General features: G+C 74.7%; 13 protein-coding genes. All 13 read right to left on the bottom strand.

Translation table 11 applies throughout. The annotated features are described in order from the left end of the window. Positions 1 to 22: 22 nt before the first annotated feature. The 13 genes from argJ to KKR89_RS02150 all read right to left on the bottom strand — a co-directional run bounded on the left by argJ (position 23) and on the right by KKR89_RS02150 (position 17208). Complete coding sequence (argJ, locus tag KKR89_RS02210; RefSeq protein ID WP_208197074.1) at positions 23 to 1168, bottom strand: bifunctional glutamate N-acetyltransferase/amino-acid acetyltransferase ArgJ; 1146 nt, start codon at positions 1166 to 1168, stop codon at positions 23 to 25. A 44-nt stretch (positions 1169 to 1212) separates the two neighbouring features. Beyond that, positions 1213 to 2772: an ABC transporter ATP-binding protein gene (locus tag KKR89_RS02205; RefSeq protein ID WP_208197073.1), complete on the bottom strand. Its 1560-nt coding sequence runs from the start codon at positions 2770 to 2772 to the stop codon at positions 1213 to 1215. Next, positions 2765 to 3652 (bottom strand): ABC transporter permease, encoded by an 888-nt coding sequence (locus KKR89_RS02200; protein ID WP_208197072.1) that lies wholly within the window; start codon positions 3650 to 3652, stop codon positions 2765 to 2767. Before KKR89_RS02200 ends, KKR89_RS02205 begins: the two co-directional genes overlap by 8 nt. Beyond that, positions 3642 to 4709 (bottom strand): ABC transporter permease, encoded by a 1068-nt coding sequence (locus tag KKR89_RS02195; RefSeq protein WP_251140975.1) that lies wholly within the window; start codon positions 4707 to 4709, stop codon positions 3642 to 3644. The genes KKR89_RS02200 and KKR89_RS02195 overlap by 11 nt, the downstream gene beginning before the upstream one ends. Continuing rightward, positions 4676 to 6289, bottom strand: a complete 1614-nt coding sequence (locus KKR89_RS02190) for an ABC transporter substrate-binding protein (protein ID WP_251140974.1) — start codon at positions 6287 to 6289, stop codon at positions 4676 to 4678. Before KKR89_RS02190 ends, KKR89_RS02195 begins: the two co-directional genes overlap by 34 nt. A gap of 11 nt (positions 6290 to 6300) precedes the next feature. Further along, complete coding sequence (locus KKR89_RS02185; RefSeq protein WP_208197071.1) at positions 6301 to 7296, bottom strand: ABC transporter permease; 996 nt, start codon at positions 7294 to 7296, stop codon at positions 6301 to 6303. 5 nt (positions 7297 to 7301) lie between these two features. Next, positions 7302 to 8222, bottom strand: coding sequence for an ABC transporter permease (locus KKR89_RS02180; protein WP_208197070.1), 921 nt, complete (start codon positions 8220 to 8222; stop codon positions 7302 to 7304). Continuing rightward, positions 8222 to 10153: a dipeptide ABC transporter ATP-binding protein gene (locus KKR89_RS02175; protein WP_251140973.1), complete on the bottom strand. Its 1932-nt coding sequence runs from the start codon at positions 10151 to 10153 to the stop codon at positions 8222 to 8224. Before KKR89_RS02175 ends, KKR89_RS02180 begins: the two co-directional genes overlap by 1 nt. Before the next feature lie 214 nt (positions 10154 to 10367). Beyond that, entirely contained in the window at positions 10368 to 11654 is a 1287-nt protein-coding gene (locus KKR89_RS02170) for an MDR family MFS transporter (protein WP_208197068.1), read from the bottom strand. A gap of 125 nt (positions 11655 to 11779) precedes the next feature. After that, a complete protein-coding gene (locus KKR89_RS02165) occupies positions 11780 to 13405 on the bottom strand; it encodes an ABC transporter substrate-binding protein (RefSeq protein ID WP_208197067.1) in 1626 nt (541 codons plus the stop codon). A gap of 78 nt (positions 13406 to 13483) precedes the next feature. After that, a complete protein-coding gene (gene speB / locus KKR89_RS02160; RefSeq protein WP_208197066.1) occupies positions 13484 to 14677 on the bottom strand; it encodes an agmatinase in 1194 nt (397 codons plus the stop codon). Positions 14678 to 14747: 70 nt separating this feature from the next. Further along, a complete protein-coding gene (gene speB / locus KKR89_RS02155) occupies positions 14748 to 16025 on the bottom strand; it encodes an agmatinase (protein ID WP_208197065.1) in 1278 nt (425 codons plus the stop codon). 136 nt (positions 16026 to 16161) lie between these two features. Then, positions 16162 to 17208, bottom strand: coding sequence for a LacI family DNA-binding transcriptional regulator (locus tag KKR89_RS02150; RefSeq protein ID WP_208197064.1), 1047 nt, complete (start codon positions 17206 to 17208; stop codon positions 16162 to 16164). Positions 17209 to 17213: the final 5 nt, after the last annotated feature.

The raw sequence follows: 17213 nt of genomic DNA, 5'->3' as shown, positions 1-17213 counted from the left end.
CCCGTCAGGACGCCCCCGCCCGTCAGGTCGTGTAGTCCGCGTTGATCCGGATGTAGCCGTCGGTGAGGTCGCAGCCGTAGACCGTGAACGCGCCCTCGGCGACGCCCAGGTCGACCTCGATGACGACCTCGTCGCGCCGCAGGTACTCCTCCAACCGCGCACGGGTCTCGGGCGTCGGCAGCGTCGGGTACGTCTCGAGGCCGCCGAACGCGATGCGGACGGCCTCCTGGCGGATGTCCGTCTCGGTCGTGCACTTGCCGATCGCCATCGCGACGCGCCCCCAGTTCGGGTCGGCGCCGTGCACGGCCGTCTTGACCAGCGGGGAGTTGACGATCGCCTTGCCGACGAGCTTGGCCTGCGCGTCGTCGCGGGCGCCCGTCACGCGGACCTCGATGAGCGTCGAGGCGCCCTCGCCGTCGGACGCGATCATGCGCACGAGCGCCGTGCAGACCTCGAGCAGCGCGGCCTCGAGCTCGACGAGGTCGACGGGCCCGGCGGCGCCCGACGCGAGGATGGCGGCGGTGTCGGAGGTGGAGGTGTCGGTGTCGACGCTGACCGCGTTGTAGGTGCGGGCGACGACCGAGCGGAAGATGCGGTCGAGGTCCGCGGCGGGCACCTCGGCGTCCGTGTAGACGAACGACAGCATGGTGGCCATGTCGGGCTCGATCATGCCGACGCCCTTGGCGATGCCGACGGCGCGCGCCCCGCCGACGTCGCGCGTCGCGACCTTGGGGGTCGTGTCGGTCGTCATGATCGCCCGCGCGACCGCGTCGAGGTCGACCGGCTCGGCCGCCGGGAGGCCCGCGAGCCGCTCGGTCATCCGCTGGCGCGGGTACGGCACGCCGATGACGCCCGTGGACGCCACCAGCACCTGCTCGGGCGCGCACCCGGCGCGGTCCGCCGCCCAGTCCCGCAGCGCGCGGGCGTCGGCGAGACCCACCTCCCCCGTCGCGACGTTCGCGTTGCCGGAGACGACCACGACGGCCTGCAGAGCGGCCAGGTCGCCGGTGCGGCTGAGCTCGACGCTCGGCCCGGCGAACAGCGACTGCGTGAACACGGCCGACGACGTGGTGGCGCCGGTGGCGTGGACGAGGCTGACGTCGGGGACGCCGTCCTTGACACCGGCGTTGCCGGTGACGCCGACGAAGCCTGCGACGGTGGTGGTCATGCCTTCTCCTTGACGAGGTGCTGCGGTGGGCGTGGGGCTCGGGCTCATGCGGTCACGGCCCCGCGCGGGGCGCCGGCCGCGGACGTCGCCGCCACGGGTGGTCGGGCGGCCTCCGCGGGGCCGGCCTGCCACGGTGCCACGACCGCCCCGTCCGGGGTGGGCCGCAGCGCCAGGACACGATCGCAGACGCCGGCCAGCGCGGTCACGTCGTGACTCACCAGGAGCACCCCCGTGCCGGCTGCCGCGACGCGGTGCACGGTGTCGAGCACGTCGGCGGCGGTGCGGTCGTCGAGCATCGACGTGACCTCGTCCAGGACGAGGAACTCCGGGCCCAGGGCCAGCGCCCGCGCGACGCACGCGCGCTGGAGCTCCCCGCCCGACACCTCGTGCGGACGACGGTCGAGCAGCGCCGGGTCCAGGCCGACGGCCGCGGCCGGCACGGCGGCGTCCACGTCGAGGCCCGCGAGCCGTGCGGGCAGCTCGATCGCGCGCCGCAGCGTCAGCCGGGCGTCGACCGCGGTGCGAGGGTGCTGCGAGACCCACGCCACGCGGCGGCGCTGCGCGGGCGGCAGCGCCAGGCCCGCGCCCGGCACGCGCCGCCCGGCCAGGGTGACGTGACCCGCGGCCGGCACCTCGAGCTGCGCGAGGACCGCGCACAGGCTCGACTTGCCCGCACCGGACGGCCCGGTCAGGCCGACGACCTCCCCCGCGTGCACCACGAGGTCGGTCGGTGCGACCACGGCCCGCCCGCCGCGGGTCACGACGACGCCGTGCGCGGCCAGGGCCGGGGCGTCCGCGGGTACGGCGGGCCGGGTGCGCACGGCCGGCGCGAGGTCGTGCAGCACCGCGTCGGGGCTGCCCTGGGCGACGACGCGTCCCGCTGCGAGCCGCGTGATGGTGTCCGCGACCTGCCGGGCGAGCGCGACGTCGTGCGTGATGACGAGGACGGCGTGCCCCGCCCGCGCGTAGGACGTGAGCAGCGCGCCGACGGTCCGGGTCGCGTCCGCGTCGAGCCCCGACGTCGGCTCGTCGGCCAGCAGCACCGGCGGGTGGTTGACCATCGCGGCGACGAGGTTGAGCCGCGCGAGCTGCCCGCCGGACAGCTGGTGCGGGTACCGGTCGAGCCACGCCGGGTCGACACCGGCGGCGGCGGCCAGCTCGGCGAGCTGCTCGGCGTCGTCGGACGCGCGGTGCGGGTGCGCGGCGCCGAGGCGCGGGCCGCGTCCCCCGGCGCGCTGCACCTCGCGCAGCTGCTGCGCGACCGTGGCCGTCGGGGTGAACGCGGCACCCGCGCCCTGGGGTGCGGTGCCGACGACGCGGCCGCGCAGCCGGTGCACGTGCCGCGCGGCGGGCACCAGGGCGGTCGTGCGACCGTCGGTGACGAGCGTCGCGCTGCCCGTGACGTGCGCGCCGCGGGGCAGGGACCCGGTCAGCGCGGCGACGACCGTCGACTTCCCCGCGCCGGACTCCCCCAGCAGGACGTGCACCCGGCCCGGCACGACGTCGAGGTCGAGGCCGTCGAGGACCACGGTCCCGGCGTGCGCGACGGTCAGGCCGCGCACCGCCACGGACGCCGACGCGTGCTCGGGTGTCGGTTCAGGCATGGTGCTCCCCCTCGCGGCCGGACAGGCAGCCGGCCAGGCAGACGGTGACGGCGACGAGCAGACCGGCCGGTGCGGCCAGCGTCCACCAGGCGTGGGACAGCAGCGCCTGCTGCCCCAGGTCGAGCAGCGCACCGAGCGACGGCTGGTGCGGCGGCAGCCCGAGCCCGAGGAACGTGAGCGTCGACTCGTGCCACACGGCGTGGGGCACGAGCAGCCCGAACGCGACCGCGAGCTGCGTCGCCAGGCGCGGTGCGGCGTGGTGGCGCAGCAGCTGGCGCCGGGTGAAGCCCAGCGCGACCGCGGCGCGGTAGAAGTCCTGCGCGCCGAGCGCCAGGAGCTCGGCGCGCACGAGCCGGGCGGTCTGGGTCCAGTGCGTGGCCGCCACGACGAGCACGATCGTCACGAGCGACCCGCGCAGCGCGGCCGCCACCACGATGCCCAGCAGCAGGTGCGGCACGGCGTTGACGCCGTCGACCAGCCGCATGCCCCACCGGTCCGCCCGACCGCCGAGCAACGCGCAGGCCGCCCCGACCACGGCACCGACGACCACGGCACCCAGCGCCCCCGCGAGCGCGGCGACGAGCGAGACCCGCAGCCCGTGCGCGCTGCGCACGAACAGGTCGCGACCCGCGAGGTCGGTGCCGAACGGGTGGGCCGGCGAGGGTCCGGTCGCACCCGTGCCGTAGTCGACGAGGTCGAGGTCCACGGGCAGCAGCACCGGGACCAGCACGGCGTAGGCGACCAGCAGGACGAGCCCGCCGGCCGCGGGCGCGCGCCCGAGGGGCCGGCGCGGGGCCGTGCCGTGGCCGGCCGCCCAGGGTGCGCGGCGCGAGGTGGTCGGGGGCCGGCGGCTGCCGGCGAGCAGGGTGTCAGAGGCCATCGGGGTCCGTCCTCGGGTCGATCCGCACGAGGCACAGGTCGGCGAGCAGCCCGCCGAGCACCGCGACCACGGTCAGCAGCACGGTGGCCGTCGCGAGCAGCGCGAAGTCCTGCGCGAGCGCCGCGGCGACGAGCGACTGGCCCAGGCCGGGCCAGGAGAAGATCTCCTCGACCAGCACGGAGCCGGCCACGACCTCGGGCAGGCGCGCACCGGCGATCGCGAGGGTCGGCACGGCCGCCGGCGGCAGGACGTGCCGCGTCAGGACGCGCCGCTCGGGGACGCCGCGCAGGCGCGCGGCCTGCGTGGCGGGGCTGTGCAGCTGGACGGTCATGGCGCGGAACAGGTGCAGCGTGATCCACGGCACCTGCGCCAGCGCGACGGACAGCACGGGCAGGACGAGGTGGCGGCCGACCTGACCGGGGCCGACGGGCGCCCCCGGGTCGGTGAGCCCGCCGGTGGGCAGCCACCCGAGGCCGAGCGCGAGCACCGCGACCAGGCCCATCGCCACGACGAACGCGGGCACCGCCGACAGCGCCCACAGGCCCGACGTCAGGACGCGCGCCACGACGCCGCGGGGCGAGCGCGCGGCGAGCAGCGCCAGCGGCACGGCCACGGCGGCGCCCACGGCGAGGCCGAGCACCATGAGCAGCAGCGTCCAGGGCAGCCGCGCCGCGACGACGTCCACGACGGGTGCGCGCGCCGTGGTGGACACCCCCAGGTCGCCCGTCGGCACGCCGGACACCCAGGCCCACCAGGCGTCGAACCAGCGGGTGCCGGCGACGAGCTGCTCGACACCCTCCCGCGCCGCACCACCGGTGAACTCGTCGCGCGCGCCGAGGAACGCCGCCGCGGCGTCCGTCGGCGAGGCCGCGGCCAGCGCGAAGACCGCCATGCTGACGACGGCCACGAGCGGCACGGTCCACAGCAGGCGGCGGCGCACCAGTCCCAGCACGGCCGTCGCCCGCCCGGGCGCGGCGGCGGTGCGGTGACCGACGGGCGCGTCCAGGACCGCCAGGTCGCCGCTCACCGCCGCGTCCAGCGCTGCACGTCGAACCACGGGCCCCACGCCACGCCGTGCTCGTGCGGCTCCAGGACGTGGTCGATCCCGTCCCAGGCGTCCAGCCCGCGCGCGACGTAGGTGTGCTCGAGCGCGAACACCGTCACCAGCGGCGGGTTCGCCACGAGCCGGCCCTGCAGCTCGCGGTAGAGGGCGGACCTCGCGGCGGGGTCGCCCTCGCGGCGCGCCGCCTCGAGGAGCGCGTCGACCTCGGGGTCGGCGTAGCCCGACGGGTTGGAGTAGGCGTCGTCCTGCGCGAACACCGCGAAGTCGGAGTGCAGCTGCCGGTACGCCTGGGCGTCGGGGTCGTACGGCATGTCGCCGCCGCCGAGCACGAACGCCTTCTCGTCCATCGCCGTCACGGCGTACGGCCGGTCGACGCCCTCGAGCGCGACGTCGACCCCGAGCGCCGCCATGTCGGACGCGAAGGCCTGCGCGACGTCGCGCCGCAGCGTGTCCTCCGCGAAGTACATGAGCGTGAACGCGAACGGCACGCCGTCCTTCGCGCGCGTCCCCTCGGGGCCGAGCACCCAGCCGGCCTCGTCGAGCAGGGCGGCGGCCGCTGCGGGGTCGTGGGCGAACGTCGCGGTCGGCTCGTACGCGTCGCCCTGCGCCGGCGTGAACGGCGTGGCCAGTGCGACGCCGTGGCCGGCGAGGATGCCGTCGATCATGGCCTGGCGGTCGGTGCCGAGGTTGAGCGCGACGCGCACGGTGGGGTCGGCGAAGAACGGGAGCGTCACGGGCAGCGAGATCGCGCGGAAGTCGCCCGACGGGTTCGTGACGAGCTCGATCCCGTCCTCACCGGCGACCTGGGTGGCCGTGCGCGGCGAGAGCTGCGCACCGTCGACCTCCCCGGCGCGGACCCGCTGCGCGCGGGCGTTCTCGTCCGGCACGAACGCGAGGTGGATCGTCGTGACCTGCGGGGTGCCGCCCCACCAGTCCTCCCGGGCGCTCAGCGTCATGGACTCGCCGCGGCGCCACTCCGCCAGCACGTACGGCCCGGTGCCGACGGGCTCGGTGGCCAGCGACGAGCCGACGACGTCACCGCCGAGGGCCTCGGACGCCGGGATGCCCAGCGTCAGGCGCGCCGGCAGGCCGGCGTACGGGTACGCGAGGTCGATCCGGACGGTCGTGGCGTCCAGGGCCGTGACCTGCTCGATCATCGCGTAGTCCGCCGCCATCCAGGAGCCCACGGCGGGGTCGCGCACGGCGTCGAGCACCGCCACGACGTCGTCGGCGTCGAACGGCGAGCCGTCGCTGAACGTCACGCCCGTGCGCAGCTCGACCGTCCACGACGTGAGGGTCGCGTCGGGCACGGGCATCGCCGCGGCCAGCCCCGGCTCGAGCACACCGTCCGCACCCACCGCGACCAGGCCGTCGTACAGCTTGGACGTGATGCCCAGCGGGTACTCCAGCGGGTGCAGCGAGGAGTACTCACCGGTCTCCGCCAGGCGCAGCGTGGCCGGGTCCGGCGCGGCGCCCGTCGCGGCGGCCGAGCAGCCGGACGCGACGAGCGCGACCAGACCGACGGCGCCGAGCAGGCGGGCGGGGGCGGTGGGGCGGGTGGGACGCAGGTGCACGGGTGAGCCCCTCAGGAGACGGAGATGCGCGGGTCGGCGACGGACTGCAGGAGGTCCGCGACCGTGTTGACGACCACGTAGAGGCCGCCGAGGACGAACGTCACGCCGGCGATCGCGGGGAAGTCGGCGACCGGCAGGCTCGCGGACAGGTAGGACCCGAGTCCACCCCACGTGAAGACGCCCTCGATGAGCAGGACGCCGCCGAACATGAACCCGAGCTGCAGGGCGCTCATCGACAGCGCCGCGTTGAGCGAGTTGCGCAGCACGTGACGGCGCAGCACCTGGGACTCGCTGAGGCCCTTGGCCGTGGCGGTGCGCACGTGGTCGGACCGCAGCGTCTCGGTCAGGCTCGAGCGCAGCACGCGTCCGATCGCGAGGGCGGGCCCCACCGCGAGCGCCGCCGCCGGGAGCGCGACGTGCGCCAGCGCGTCACCGACCGCAGCCAGGTCCCCGGCGAGCAGGCTGTCGAGGATCGTCATGCCGGTCGGGCCGCCGGTCACACCTCCCCGCCCGGACGCCGGCAACCAGCCCAGCAGCTTGTAGAAGACGATCAGCCCGACGATCCCGAGCATGAACGTCGGGGCCGTCGACCCGAGGAACAGCAGGCCGCGGAACAGCCCCGACAACCGCCAGCGCAGCATGCTCGACACCGCGAACAGCGTCCCGAGCACCAGCGCGGCCACGAAGGAGACGAGCACGAGCTCGAGCGTCGCCGGCAGGTACGCGGAGATGTCCTCCATCACCGGGCGGCGCGTGCGGAACGACGTCCCGAGGTCGCCCGTGACGAGGCCGCCGACGAACGCGAGGTACCGCTCGGGTGCCGGGTCGTCGAGGCCGAGGCGCTCACGCGCGGCGGCGACCGCCTCCGGTGAGGCGTTGCCGCCGATCGTGGCGGCGACGGGGTCCGCACCGGAGACCTCCTGGAGGAGGAACAGCACGAACGACAGGACCAGCAGCAGGCCGAGCAGCGAGGCCAGCCGGACGGCGAGGAAGCGCAGGTGGGGCACGGCGGTCACCTCCGGTGGGCGAGACGGTTGCGCACTGCGTCGCCGGCGAGGTTGGACAGGAGGCTGAGCAGCATCACGACGAGGCCGGGGACCAGCGGGATCCACCAGGCGTCGAGGATCTCGACCAGGCCGCGCGAGGTGTCCGAGCCGAGCTCGGGGGCCGGTGCCGGCTGACCGAGGCCGAGGAAGGACAGCGAGGCCAGGACCATGACGACGTTGCCGACGTCGAGGCTGGCCGTGATGACGGCCGTCGGCACGACTCCCGGCAGCACGTGTCGCCGCATGAGGCGCAGCGGACCGACGCCCGCCATGCGCGCCGCCTCGACGTGCGGCCGCGCCATGATGCCGCGCACTTCGCCGCGGATGATCCGCGCGTAGTAGGGCCACCACACGACCGTCACGGCGAGGAACGTGTTGGCCAGGCCCGGCCCGAGCGCGGCGGCCACGGCCACCGCGACGAGCATCGACGGCAGGGCGAGGAACACCTCGGTCGTGCGCATGAGCACCGCGTCGACCCAGCCGCCGAACATCCCGGCGACGAGCCCGACCACCGCGCCGACGAGCAGGCCCACGGTCGTCACGGCGAGCGCGAGGAGCCACGACGTCCGCAGCCCCACGAGCACCCGGGAGAGCGTGTCGCGCCCGATCTGGTCGGTGCCCAGCACGTGACCGTCGGCGAACGGCGGGAGCTTCGGGACGCCGACGGGCTGCACCGGGTCGTACGGCGCGAGGACCGGTGCCAGCACCGCCACGACCGTCACCAGGAGCAGCAGGCCGATGAGCGTCCGGTCGAGCGCGCGGCGCGCCGGCGAGTCGGTGCCGGCGGCCCGGCGGCGAGCCGCGCCGCGCCAGCGGGGCGCGGGGCCCGCGGGCGACGCCGCACCAGGGTGCACGCGGCCGTCGGCGGGGACGAGGACGTCGGTCATCAGAACTCCCCCCTGCGCACGCACGCCACCTCGTGGCGCAGCGTCACGTCGGACGTCGGACGGTCCCCCACCGCGGCGAGCTGGACGCCCACCACGGTGCTCGCGCACTCGGGCAGCGCGACCGGGCAGCGGGGGTGGAACGCGCACCCGGTGGGTGGGTCGAGCGCGCTCGCGGGTTCACCGGCCAGCGGCTCGGCCGTCCGGCCGGGCTGCGGCACGGCCGCGACGAGGTTGCGCGTGTACGGGTGGCGGGGGTGCGCGATGACGTCCTCGGCCCGGCCGACCTCGACGATGCGGCCGAGGTACATCACCGCGATGCGGTCGCCGACGATCCGCGCGACCGCGAGGTCGTGGGTGACGAACATGACCGCGATGCCCAGGTCCCGGCGCAGCTGGTTGACCAGGTTGAGCACGGTCGCCGCCACCGAGACGTCGAGCGCGCTGGTCGGCTCGTCGCACAGCAGGACCTGGGGCGGCACGATCGTCGCGCGCGCCAGCGCCACGCGCTGACGCTGCCCGCCCGACAGCTCGCCCGGCAGGGCGTCGAGCACCGCGGCGGGCAGGCCCACCCGGTCGAGGATCGCGAGCGCCTTCTCCTCCCTGACCTCGCGCGGCGTGCCGCCCGGCAGGCGCTCGTGCAGCACCTCGCGGACCGTGAGCCACGGGGTGAGCGACGAGCCGGCGTCCTGGAACACCATCTGCACGTCGGTGCCGTGCGGCCCGCGCAGCGACCCGGTGAAGCGCCGCTCGAGGCCGCCGGCGACGCGCAGCAGGGTCGACTTGCCCGAGCCGGACTCCCCGACGATCGCGACGGACTCCCCGGGCTGGAGGTCGAACGTCACGCCACGCAGCGCGGCCAGCCGTGCCCGGCGGCCGCGCTCGTCACGGACGGCGAACGTGCACTCCAGGTCGGCGGCCTGCACCACCGGTGCGGCGCGATCCGGCACCGGCAGCGGCGGCAGCGGCGGCAGCGGGACGGGCGCCGACGCCTCCCCCGCGAGCTCGGCGACCCGCAGGCACGCGGCCGCGTGGGCGCTCTGGGGGTCGCCGGGGGCCACGGTGAGCGGGACGAGCGCGGGCGCGGTCGTCGCGCACGCGTCGACCGCGAAGCGGCACCGCGACGCGAACGCGCACCCGCCGGCTGCCGGCGCGGCGCCCGCCGCCTCCGCCGGCAGGGCCCACAGCGGGCGCGTGCGGTCGCAGTCGAGCGACAGCCGCGACCCCAGCAGGCCCAGCGTGTAGGGGTGGCGCGGCGACTCCAGGACCTCGCGCGTCGTCCCCGACTCGACGATGCGGCCCTTGTACATGACGACGATCCGGTCGGCGACCTGCGCCGCGACGCCCAGGTCGTGCGTGATGAAGACGAGCGAGCAGCCCAGCTGGTCACGCATGCCGGAGAGCAGCGCGAGCACCTGTGCCTGGACCGTCACGTCCAGCGCGGTCGTCGGCTCGTCGGCCACGATCAGCTCGGGGTCCCCCGCCACGGCCATCGCGATCATGACGCGCTGCCGCAGCCCGCCGGACAGCTCGTGCGGGTAGCAGCGGTAGCGGCGCTCGGGCTGCGGGATGCCCACCGCACGCATGAGGCGGATCGCCTCGTCGCGGGACCCGGCCTTCTCCGCGACCTGCGTGCCGACGTGCATCGTGGGGTTCAGCGACGTCATCGGGTCCTGGAACACGACGCCCAGCCGGGTGCGGCGCGCAGCGCGCACCTCCTGCGGCGACGCGGTGCGCAGGTCCAGACCGGCCACCTCGAGCGTGCCGTCGATCCGGGGCCGGGAGGACTCGGGGAGCAGCCCCAGCAGCGCCATGCTCATGACGCTCTTGCCGGAGCCGGACTCGCCGACGACGCCGACGATCTCCCCCCGGCCGATCTCGAGGTCGATGCCGTGCAGGATCTGCGAGCGGACCCCGTTGCGCTCCAGGCTCACGTCGAGCCCCTGCAGCCGGGCTACGGGACCCGTGGAGCGGGGTGCGTCCGCCCGGGACGCGTCACCAGGGGTCGGCGCCTCGGTGAGGAGGGGTGCGGCTACGTCCATGGTGACCGGCTCCTTCGGTGCTGGTGGGGGCGGGGTCGGCGACCGTGGCTCAGGGTCACCCAGCGGTGTCTCGGATTGGTCTCCGGCAGATGTCCGGCGGATGTCCTCACGAGCGCGCCAGCTCCGGGACGGGTGGCTCGACGGCCGCCCGCGCGGCGGCGTCGGCCTCCATCACCGCGGCCACCCGCCGCTGGCGCGAGCGCGCCGTCACGGCCAGCAGCACGGAGACCACCAGCGCGAGCCCCGCCGCCCCGAGCCACAGCGCGCGCGAGCCGTAGGAATCGAGGACGAGGCCGCCGGCGACCGGCCCGACCGCCATCGCGAGCGAGTGCGTCACGCCGTACACGCCCTGGTAGCGGCCGCGGCGCGCGGTGTCCGCGAGGTCCGCGGTGAGCGACGTCGCCTGGGGGTGCGAGCCCATCTCCCCGAGCGTCCAGACCGCGACCGTCACCATGTACATCGCCAGCGACGACGCGGCGGCCTGCAGCCCGACGCCGACGGCGGTGACGGCGATCGCCACGACGATCACCAGGTCGCGCGACCACCGCTGGAAGTACCGCGCGGTCGGCAGCTGCAGGACGCACAGCAGCACGCCGTTGAGCGTCAGGAGCATCCCGAAGTGGCTCGACGGGTGGCCCTGCTCCGTCATCACCAGCGGCAGGGTCGTCATGGACTGCACGTAGACCACCGAGTAGACGAACATCACGGCGGCGAAGGTCATGAAGACCCGGTCGCGCAGCACCGACATCAGCCCGTCGCCGCGGCCGGCCCGGACCACCTCACCGGCGACGGGTGCCGGTGCGGGCAGCTGCGTCTCGGGGACCTTCGCGGCGACCAGGCACGTCGAGACGAGCACGAGCGCGGCCTGGCACCAGAACAGCAGCGCGAACGAGTGCTCGGCCATGAACCCGGCGGCGAGCGGGCCGATCGCGTACCCCAGGTTGACGGCCCAGTAGTTGTAGTTGAAGGCGGCCCGCCGGTGCCGGGGCTCCACCAGGTCCCCGACCATCGTGTGGATGACCGGCCCCGCGGCGCCGTTGAACAGCCCGTACACGGTCAGCAGGGCGGCGATCAGCAGGGTCCCGTCGACCAGCGGGATGGCGACGAGGACGACGACGCTGAGCAGCTCGCTGCCGATCAGCACACGGCGCCGGCCGAACCGGTCCGCCAGGACCCCGCCGGCCAGGGACGACACCACGACGCCGGCGCCGTAGGCCGCGACGACCAGGCCGGCACCCGCCGCCGACATGCCGATCGACGAGGTGAGGAACAGTGTCATGTAGGGGACCACGAAGCGGCCGATCCACACGACCAGCTGGGCCGTCCACAGCCACCAGAAGGTGGCGGGCAGGTCCCGCAGTCGGGTGTGCACGGGCGTCTCGGCCGAGGTCATCGCCGGTTCCTTCGTTCGCAGGGGTCACCGCGGGCCGCCCGGTCGTCCGGACGGTCATGGCGGGATGGGGTGGAGCCGGCGACCGGCGCCTCACCGCGCGGGGTCCGCGCGGTGAGGCGGCCGGGTCAGTCGGTCGTCGCGGCCTCGTCGACGCGCAGCGTCGCGAAGTCGAGGGTGGCCGGGGCGGCGATGGAGTGGGACTCCTCGACGCCGCCGAGCCAGTTCTGGGCGACGATGAAGTCGGTGCTCCAGGCGAAGGTCGGGGCGCACCCGCTCGCGTACGCCGCCTCACCGGCCGCCAGGTAGGTGGCGTCCGACCCGGTGACGAGGGCCTCGCGCAGCAGGCCGGTCGTCGTCTCGTCCGAGCACTGCAGGTGGTTGAGGCCGCCGTCCGGGTCCCAGAACACGTGCCCGTGCATGTAGGCGTTGTTGGAGTCGGGCCACGTCCCCGGCGAGACCAGCACGTCGGGCGCGTCCTGCGGGTTCGACGGGAAGTCGCCGAAGACCTCGGACGCCTGGTGGCTGGTGACGGTCGCCTGCATCCCGAGCGCCTGCAGCTGCGCGGCGATGATGTTCGCCATCTGCTCGGCGTCCGAGCTGCCCGCGCTGTGCCCGAGCTGGATCGCCGAGCCGGCGGGCAGACCGGACACCCACGACTCGAGGGCGTCCGGGTCGTGCACCAGCTCGCGCTGGTCGACGTCGGCCGGCAGCGCGCCCTTGGGGTAGTAGCCCTCGGCGGGCACGGCGCCCACGCTCGTGACCTGCTCGACCAGGCTCTTCCAGTCGATCCCCTCGAAGAGGGTGCGGCGCGCCGTGGCGTCCGCCAGCAGGGGCCGGTTCGGGTTCATGTACAGGACGCCGACCTGGAACGACGGCAGCGCGTGCGCCTCCAGGTCCTGCGAGTCGAGGTACTTCTGCCGCGACGCCGTCGGGACCGCCGACAGCAGCGCGTGCAGGTCCCCGCGCTCGAGCTCGAGCTGCATCGCGGAGATCTCGGTGTAGACCGGCAGCTCCACCTTGGTGAACTGCGGGTCGAGGTCGCCCCAGTGGTCCTCGAAGTACGTCAGCTCGTACCCCTCGCCGACGACCGCCTTCGACAGCACGTACGGACCCGTGCCGGCCGACGTGGTGGACAGGTACGTCTGGGCGACGTCGTCGCCCGCGTGCTCGGTGAGCGCCGCCGGGCTGATCATGCGCGGCCCGTACGGGGAGGCGAGGTAGTCGAGGAACGCGGAGTTCGGCTCGCTGAGCACGACGCGCACGGTGTGGTCGTCGAGCTCCTCGACGTCGGCGACGCCCTGGACCATGTACGCCGGGCCCGCGTCGACCGCGAGGCGGCGGTCGAACGACGCCTCGACCGCGCTCGCGTCGAACGCGGTGCCGTCGTGGAACGTCACGCCCTGGCGCAGCACGAACGTGTACTGCGTGAAGTCGTCGCTCACCTCCCACGACTCGGCCAGCGACGGGACGATCGTCGCCTCGTCGTGGTTGCCCGCCTCGTAGCGCACCAGACCCTCGTAGGCGTTGGTGGTGATCGCCAGGCCGTTGCCCGAGTAGTACACGTCCGGGTCCGGCGGCTGGCCGATGTCGTTGAGCACCCCCAGGCGCAGCACGCCGTCCGTCGGTGCCGCAGCGTCGGCGCCGCTGGCGGAGGCGCCGCCGGAGCAGCCGGCCAGCAGCAGGGAGCTCACGGTCAGCAGGGCGAGCGGTAGCCGCGCCGGGGTGGGCACGCGCGTCGTACGTCGGGTCATGGGGGGATCCCTCTCTCGTCGGGGAACGCGGGTCGGGCCGGTCGGTGCGGGTCGGTGCCGGTCGGTGCGGTCGCGGGGTCAGGCCCGGCGGAACACCTTGTTGCGGCGGTTGCCGTCGGCGTCGAGGCCGAGCGCGTACGGGTGCAGGAAGTCCGGCTCGGTGACGCTCGTGCGGTGCATCGCGATCCCCGTCATGGCCTCACGGATCGCGCGGTTCGCGAGCAGCGCCGTGATCTGGCCGCGGTCGTCGTAGGGCGGGGACACCTCGACGACGTCCATCGCGACGATGCCGACCTCGGCCGCGAGCCGGCGGACGGCCCGCAGGATGTCGTTCGACGTGATGCCGCCCGGCTCGGGGGTGCCGGTGCCCGGCGCGTAGGCCGGGTCGCACACGTCGATGTCCAGGGAGATGTACAGGTGGTCGGCCTGGTCGAGCGCCTCGTCGACCGCCCGCTCGAGCACCTTGTCGAAGCCGTCGCGGATGATCTCGGCCATGAAGTGCGTGCGCATCTTCTGGTCGTCCATCCAGTCGAGCGTCTCCTGCTCGGGCCAGTAGCCCCGCAGGCCCACCTGGACGAAGTTCTTGCCCGGGACGGCGCCGGAGTCGATGAGGTGGCGCATCGGCGTGCCGTGCGACGCGAGCGAGCCCGGCATGTCCGCGCCCGTGTCGGCGTGCGCGTCGAAGTGGACGATGCCGACCTTGCCGTAGCCGTAGTGGTCGGCCACCGCGGTGGCGCACGGCCAGGTGATGGAGTGGTCGCCGCCCAGGATGATCGGGATGGCGCCCGCGTCGACGACCGTCCCGACGAACTTGCGGACGTCCTCGAACGTGCGCGCGGTGTTGCCGACGGAGATCGGGGCGTCGCCGTAGTCCGCCATCACGAGCTCCTCGAACGCGTCCACGTGCGTGTCGAGCGAGAAGTGCGGGCGCCCGTAGCCGCCCTTGTAGTCGCACGCGCGGATCGCGAGCGGTCCGTGGTTGGTGCCGCTGCGCCCGGTCGCGGTCGAGTCCCACGGCACGCCGAGCACCGCGACGTCGACCTTCGCGGCGCGCAGGTCCTCCGGCGTCAGCGCGACGGGGAGCTTCGCGAACGTCTGGATGCCGGAGAAGCCGCCCTCGTTCTTGCGGTTGGGGAACAGCAGGCCCGGCGGGCGGCCCTCGTTGTAGTCGTCGGTGGCGCCGTGGCCCTCGAGGCCCTCGCCGAGGCGGCGCGGCTGCTGCCAGAACCCCTCGGGGGCGCGGTCGTGGTGGTGGTCGTGGTCGTGCGACATGGGGGTCCTCCGGGGTCGGGCGGCGTCGGGGGCCGGGGTCAGGGGGTGGGACGCGGGTGCGGGCGGACGGTCAGGGCCCGTCGGTGCGGAACACCTGCGTGCGCCGGGCGCCGTCGGCGTCGAGGTTGAGCGCGTGGGGGTGCAGGTAGTCGGATCCCGTCAGACCCATGCGGCGCATGGCTGTCCCGGTCATCGCCTCACCGATCGCCCGGTTCGCGAGCAGCACCGTGATCTCGCCGTTGTTGTCGTACGGAGGCGCCACCTCGACGACGTCCATGCCGACGATCCCGACCTCGGCGGACAGGCGGCGCACGGCCCGCAGGATGTCGATCGACGTGATGCCCCCGGCCACGGGTGTCCCGGTCCCGGGCGCGAACGCCGGGTCGCACACGTCGATGTCGAGCGACAGGTACAGGTGGTCCGCCTGGTCGAGCGCCTCGTCGACCGCCCGCTCGAGCACCTTGTCGAACCCGTCGCGGTCGATCTCCGCCATGAAGTGGGTCCGCATCTCGTGCTCGTCCATCCAGTCGAGCGTCTCGCGGTCGGGCCAGTACCCCCGCAGGCCCACCTGGACGAAGTTGCGGCCGGGCACGGCGCCGGAGTCGATGAGCTTGCGCATCGGCGTGCCGTGCGAGGCGAGTGCCCCGTTCATGTCCTCACCGACGTCCGCGTGGGCGTCGAAGTGGACGATGCCGACCTTGCCGTGGCCGTAGTGGTCGGCGACGGCCGTCGCCGCGGGCCACGTGATCGCGTGGTCGCCGCCCATGATGATCGGGATCGCGCCGGCGTCGACGACGGTGCCGACGAACTTGCGGACCGACTCGAACGTGGCGGCGGTGTTGCCGACGTGGATCGGCGCGTCGCCGTAGTCGCACATCGTGAGGACCTCGAACGGGTTGACCCGCACGTCGAGGTGCTGGCTGGGGAAGCCGTAGCTGCCGAAGTGCGGGACGGACCGCAGCGCGAGGGGACCGTGGTTCGTGCCGGAGCGGCCGCCGGCCGTGGAGTCCCACGGCACGCCGAGCACGGCCACGTCGACGCCGGCGGCGCGCAGGTCCTCCGGGGTCAGGGCCATCGGGAGCTTGGCGAACGTGCGGATGCCCGAGTGGCTGCCGCCGTGCCGGCGGTTGACGTGGAAGAGACCCGGGCGACGACCGCTGTTGTGGTCGTCGACGGCACCGTGCCCCTCGAGCCCCTCGCCGAGACGGCGGGGCTGCTCCCAGAAGCCCTCCGGCCACAGGTCGTGCGTGTGGCCGTGGCCCTCGTGCCCCTCGGGGGCGTGGTCGTGGGTGTCGTGGTCGTGACCCTCGCCTGCCGCCGTCGCGGGATCCGCGTGCTCGCTGCTCATGACAGGAACGTAGACACGTGCCTAATCGATTTTCCAGGATCTGCAGATCACGAAACATGGGTTTAACCTGCGACGTCGCCCAGAGGCATCTCGTGACGTCGGGCGCCCGTCCGCGTAACCTTGGTGAAACGATTTCTCAGCGCATCGCGGCGACGGTCCCCGACGTGGACGCGCGCAGGTGCACCGGCGCGGGGATGGTCCGGACGGTCCCGAGCGCGTCCTGCGCACCGCCGTCCGAGTCGAGGATCTCGATCAGGCGCTCGACGCACGCGACCCCCAGCGCGTGAGCGGGGAGCTCCACCGCCGTGACGGCCGGATCATGTTCTGCCAGGGCGGGCTCGTCGGCGCACGCGGCCACCAGCACGTCGCCGCCCGGGGTGCGCCCGAGCGCCCGCAGGACCTCCAGGGCGCCCCGCGCCGCGAACGGCGAGGCGCCGATGACCAGGTCGACCTTGGGGTGCGCCGCCAGCACCGGTGTCAGCAGCGAGCGGTCGTGCTCGACCGAGCGGATCCCGAACTGGGTGCTGACCAGCACCGGGGTCGTCCCGCGCTCGGCGCACCAGGCGCCGACGATCTCGCGCAGCAGCTCGCCCCACCCGCTGTTCTCGTCGGGCGCGGCGAGCAGCGGCCGGCTCGCGCCCGCCGTCGCCGCCGCGTCGAGCACGGTGCGCAGAGCCGTCGCGTGGTCCACGGCGACCACCGCGCACGGCGGCATGTGCGCCGGCACGTGCTCGCCCGCCACGACGGGCACGGGCATCTCCATGAGCTCGCGTGCTCGCAGGTCGTTCGCGATCGGGTCGACCACGACGACCCCGTCGACGCGCGGCGCGGTCGTGCGCGGCCGGTGCGTGTCCGACGACAGCACCACCAGGTCGTGGTCGTGCCGGTGCGCGGCCTCGATGGCACCGGCGAGGAAGTCACGGAAGTACGCCGTCCCCAGGCTCTCCGCGGCGCTCTGGTTGTGCACCCCCAGCGCGTGCGAGCGCCCCGTGCGCAGACCGCGGGCCATCGCGTTCGGCAGGTAGCCCAGGCTCTCGGCGGCGCGGCGCACCCGCTCACGCGTGGCGTCCGTCATCCGCCCGCGGCCCGCGAGCGCCTGCGAGGCGGTCGCGACCGACACGCCCGCAGCCGCGGCCACGTCCTTGAGCGTGACGACACCCGCGCGCCGCCCGCTCAAGGTCATGGGCC

Origin of the sequence: Cellulomonas dongxiuzhuiae (genome assembly GCF_018623035.1) — a bacterium.
In the GTDB taxonomy this organism is placed as follows: domain Bacteria; phylum Actinomycetota; class Actinomycetes; order Actinomycetales; family Cellulomonadaceae; genus Cellulomonas; species Cellulomonas dongxiuzhuiae.
This window is presented reverse-complemented; position numbering and strand designations above follow the sequence as displayed.

Coding starts and splice junctions, on each gene's coding strand:
- argJ (WP_208197074.1), bottom strand. CDS start 1,168: ATGACCACCACCGTCGCAGGCTTCGTCGGCGTCACCGGCAACGCCGGT.
- KKR89_RS02205 (WP_208197073.1), bottom strand. CDS start 2,772: ATGCCTGAACCGACACCCGAGCACGCGTCGGCGTCCGTGGCGGTGCGC.
- KKR89_RS02200 (WP_208197072.1), bottom strand. CDS start 3,652: ATGGCCTCTGACACCCTGCTCGCCGGCAGCCGCCGGCCCCCGACCACC.
- KKR89_RS02180 (WP_208197070.1), bottom strand. CDS start 8,222: ATGACCGACGTCCTCGTCCCCGCCGACGGCCGCGTGCACCCTGGTGCG.
- KKR89_RS02170 (WP_208197068.1), bottom strand. CDS start 11,654: ATGACCTCGGCCGAGACGCCCGTGCACACCCGACTGCGGGACCTGCCC.
- KKR89_RS02165 (WP_208197067.1), bottom strand. CDS start 13,405: ATGACCCGACGTACGACGCGCGTGCCCACCCCGGCGCGGCTACCGCTC.
- speB (WP_208197066.1), bottom strand. CDS start 14,677: ATGTCGCACGACCACGACCACCACCACGACCGCGCCCCCGAGGGGTTC.
- speB (WP_208197065.1), bottom strand. CDS start 16,025: ATGAGCAGCGAGCACGCGGATCCCGCGACGGCGGCAGGCGAGGGTCAC.
- KKR89_RS02150 (WP_208197064.1), bottom strand. CDS start 17,208: ATGACCTTGAGCGGGCGGCGCGCGGGTGTCGTCACGCTCAAGGACGTG.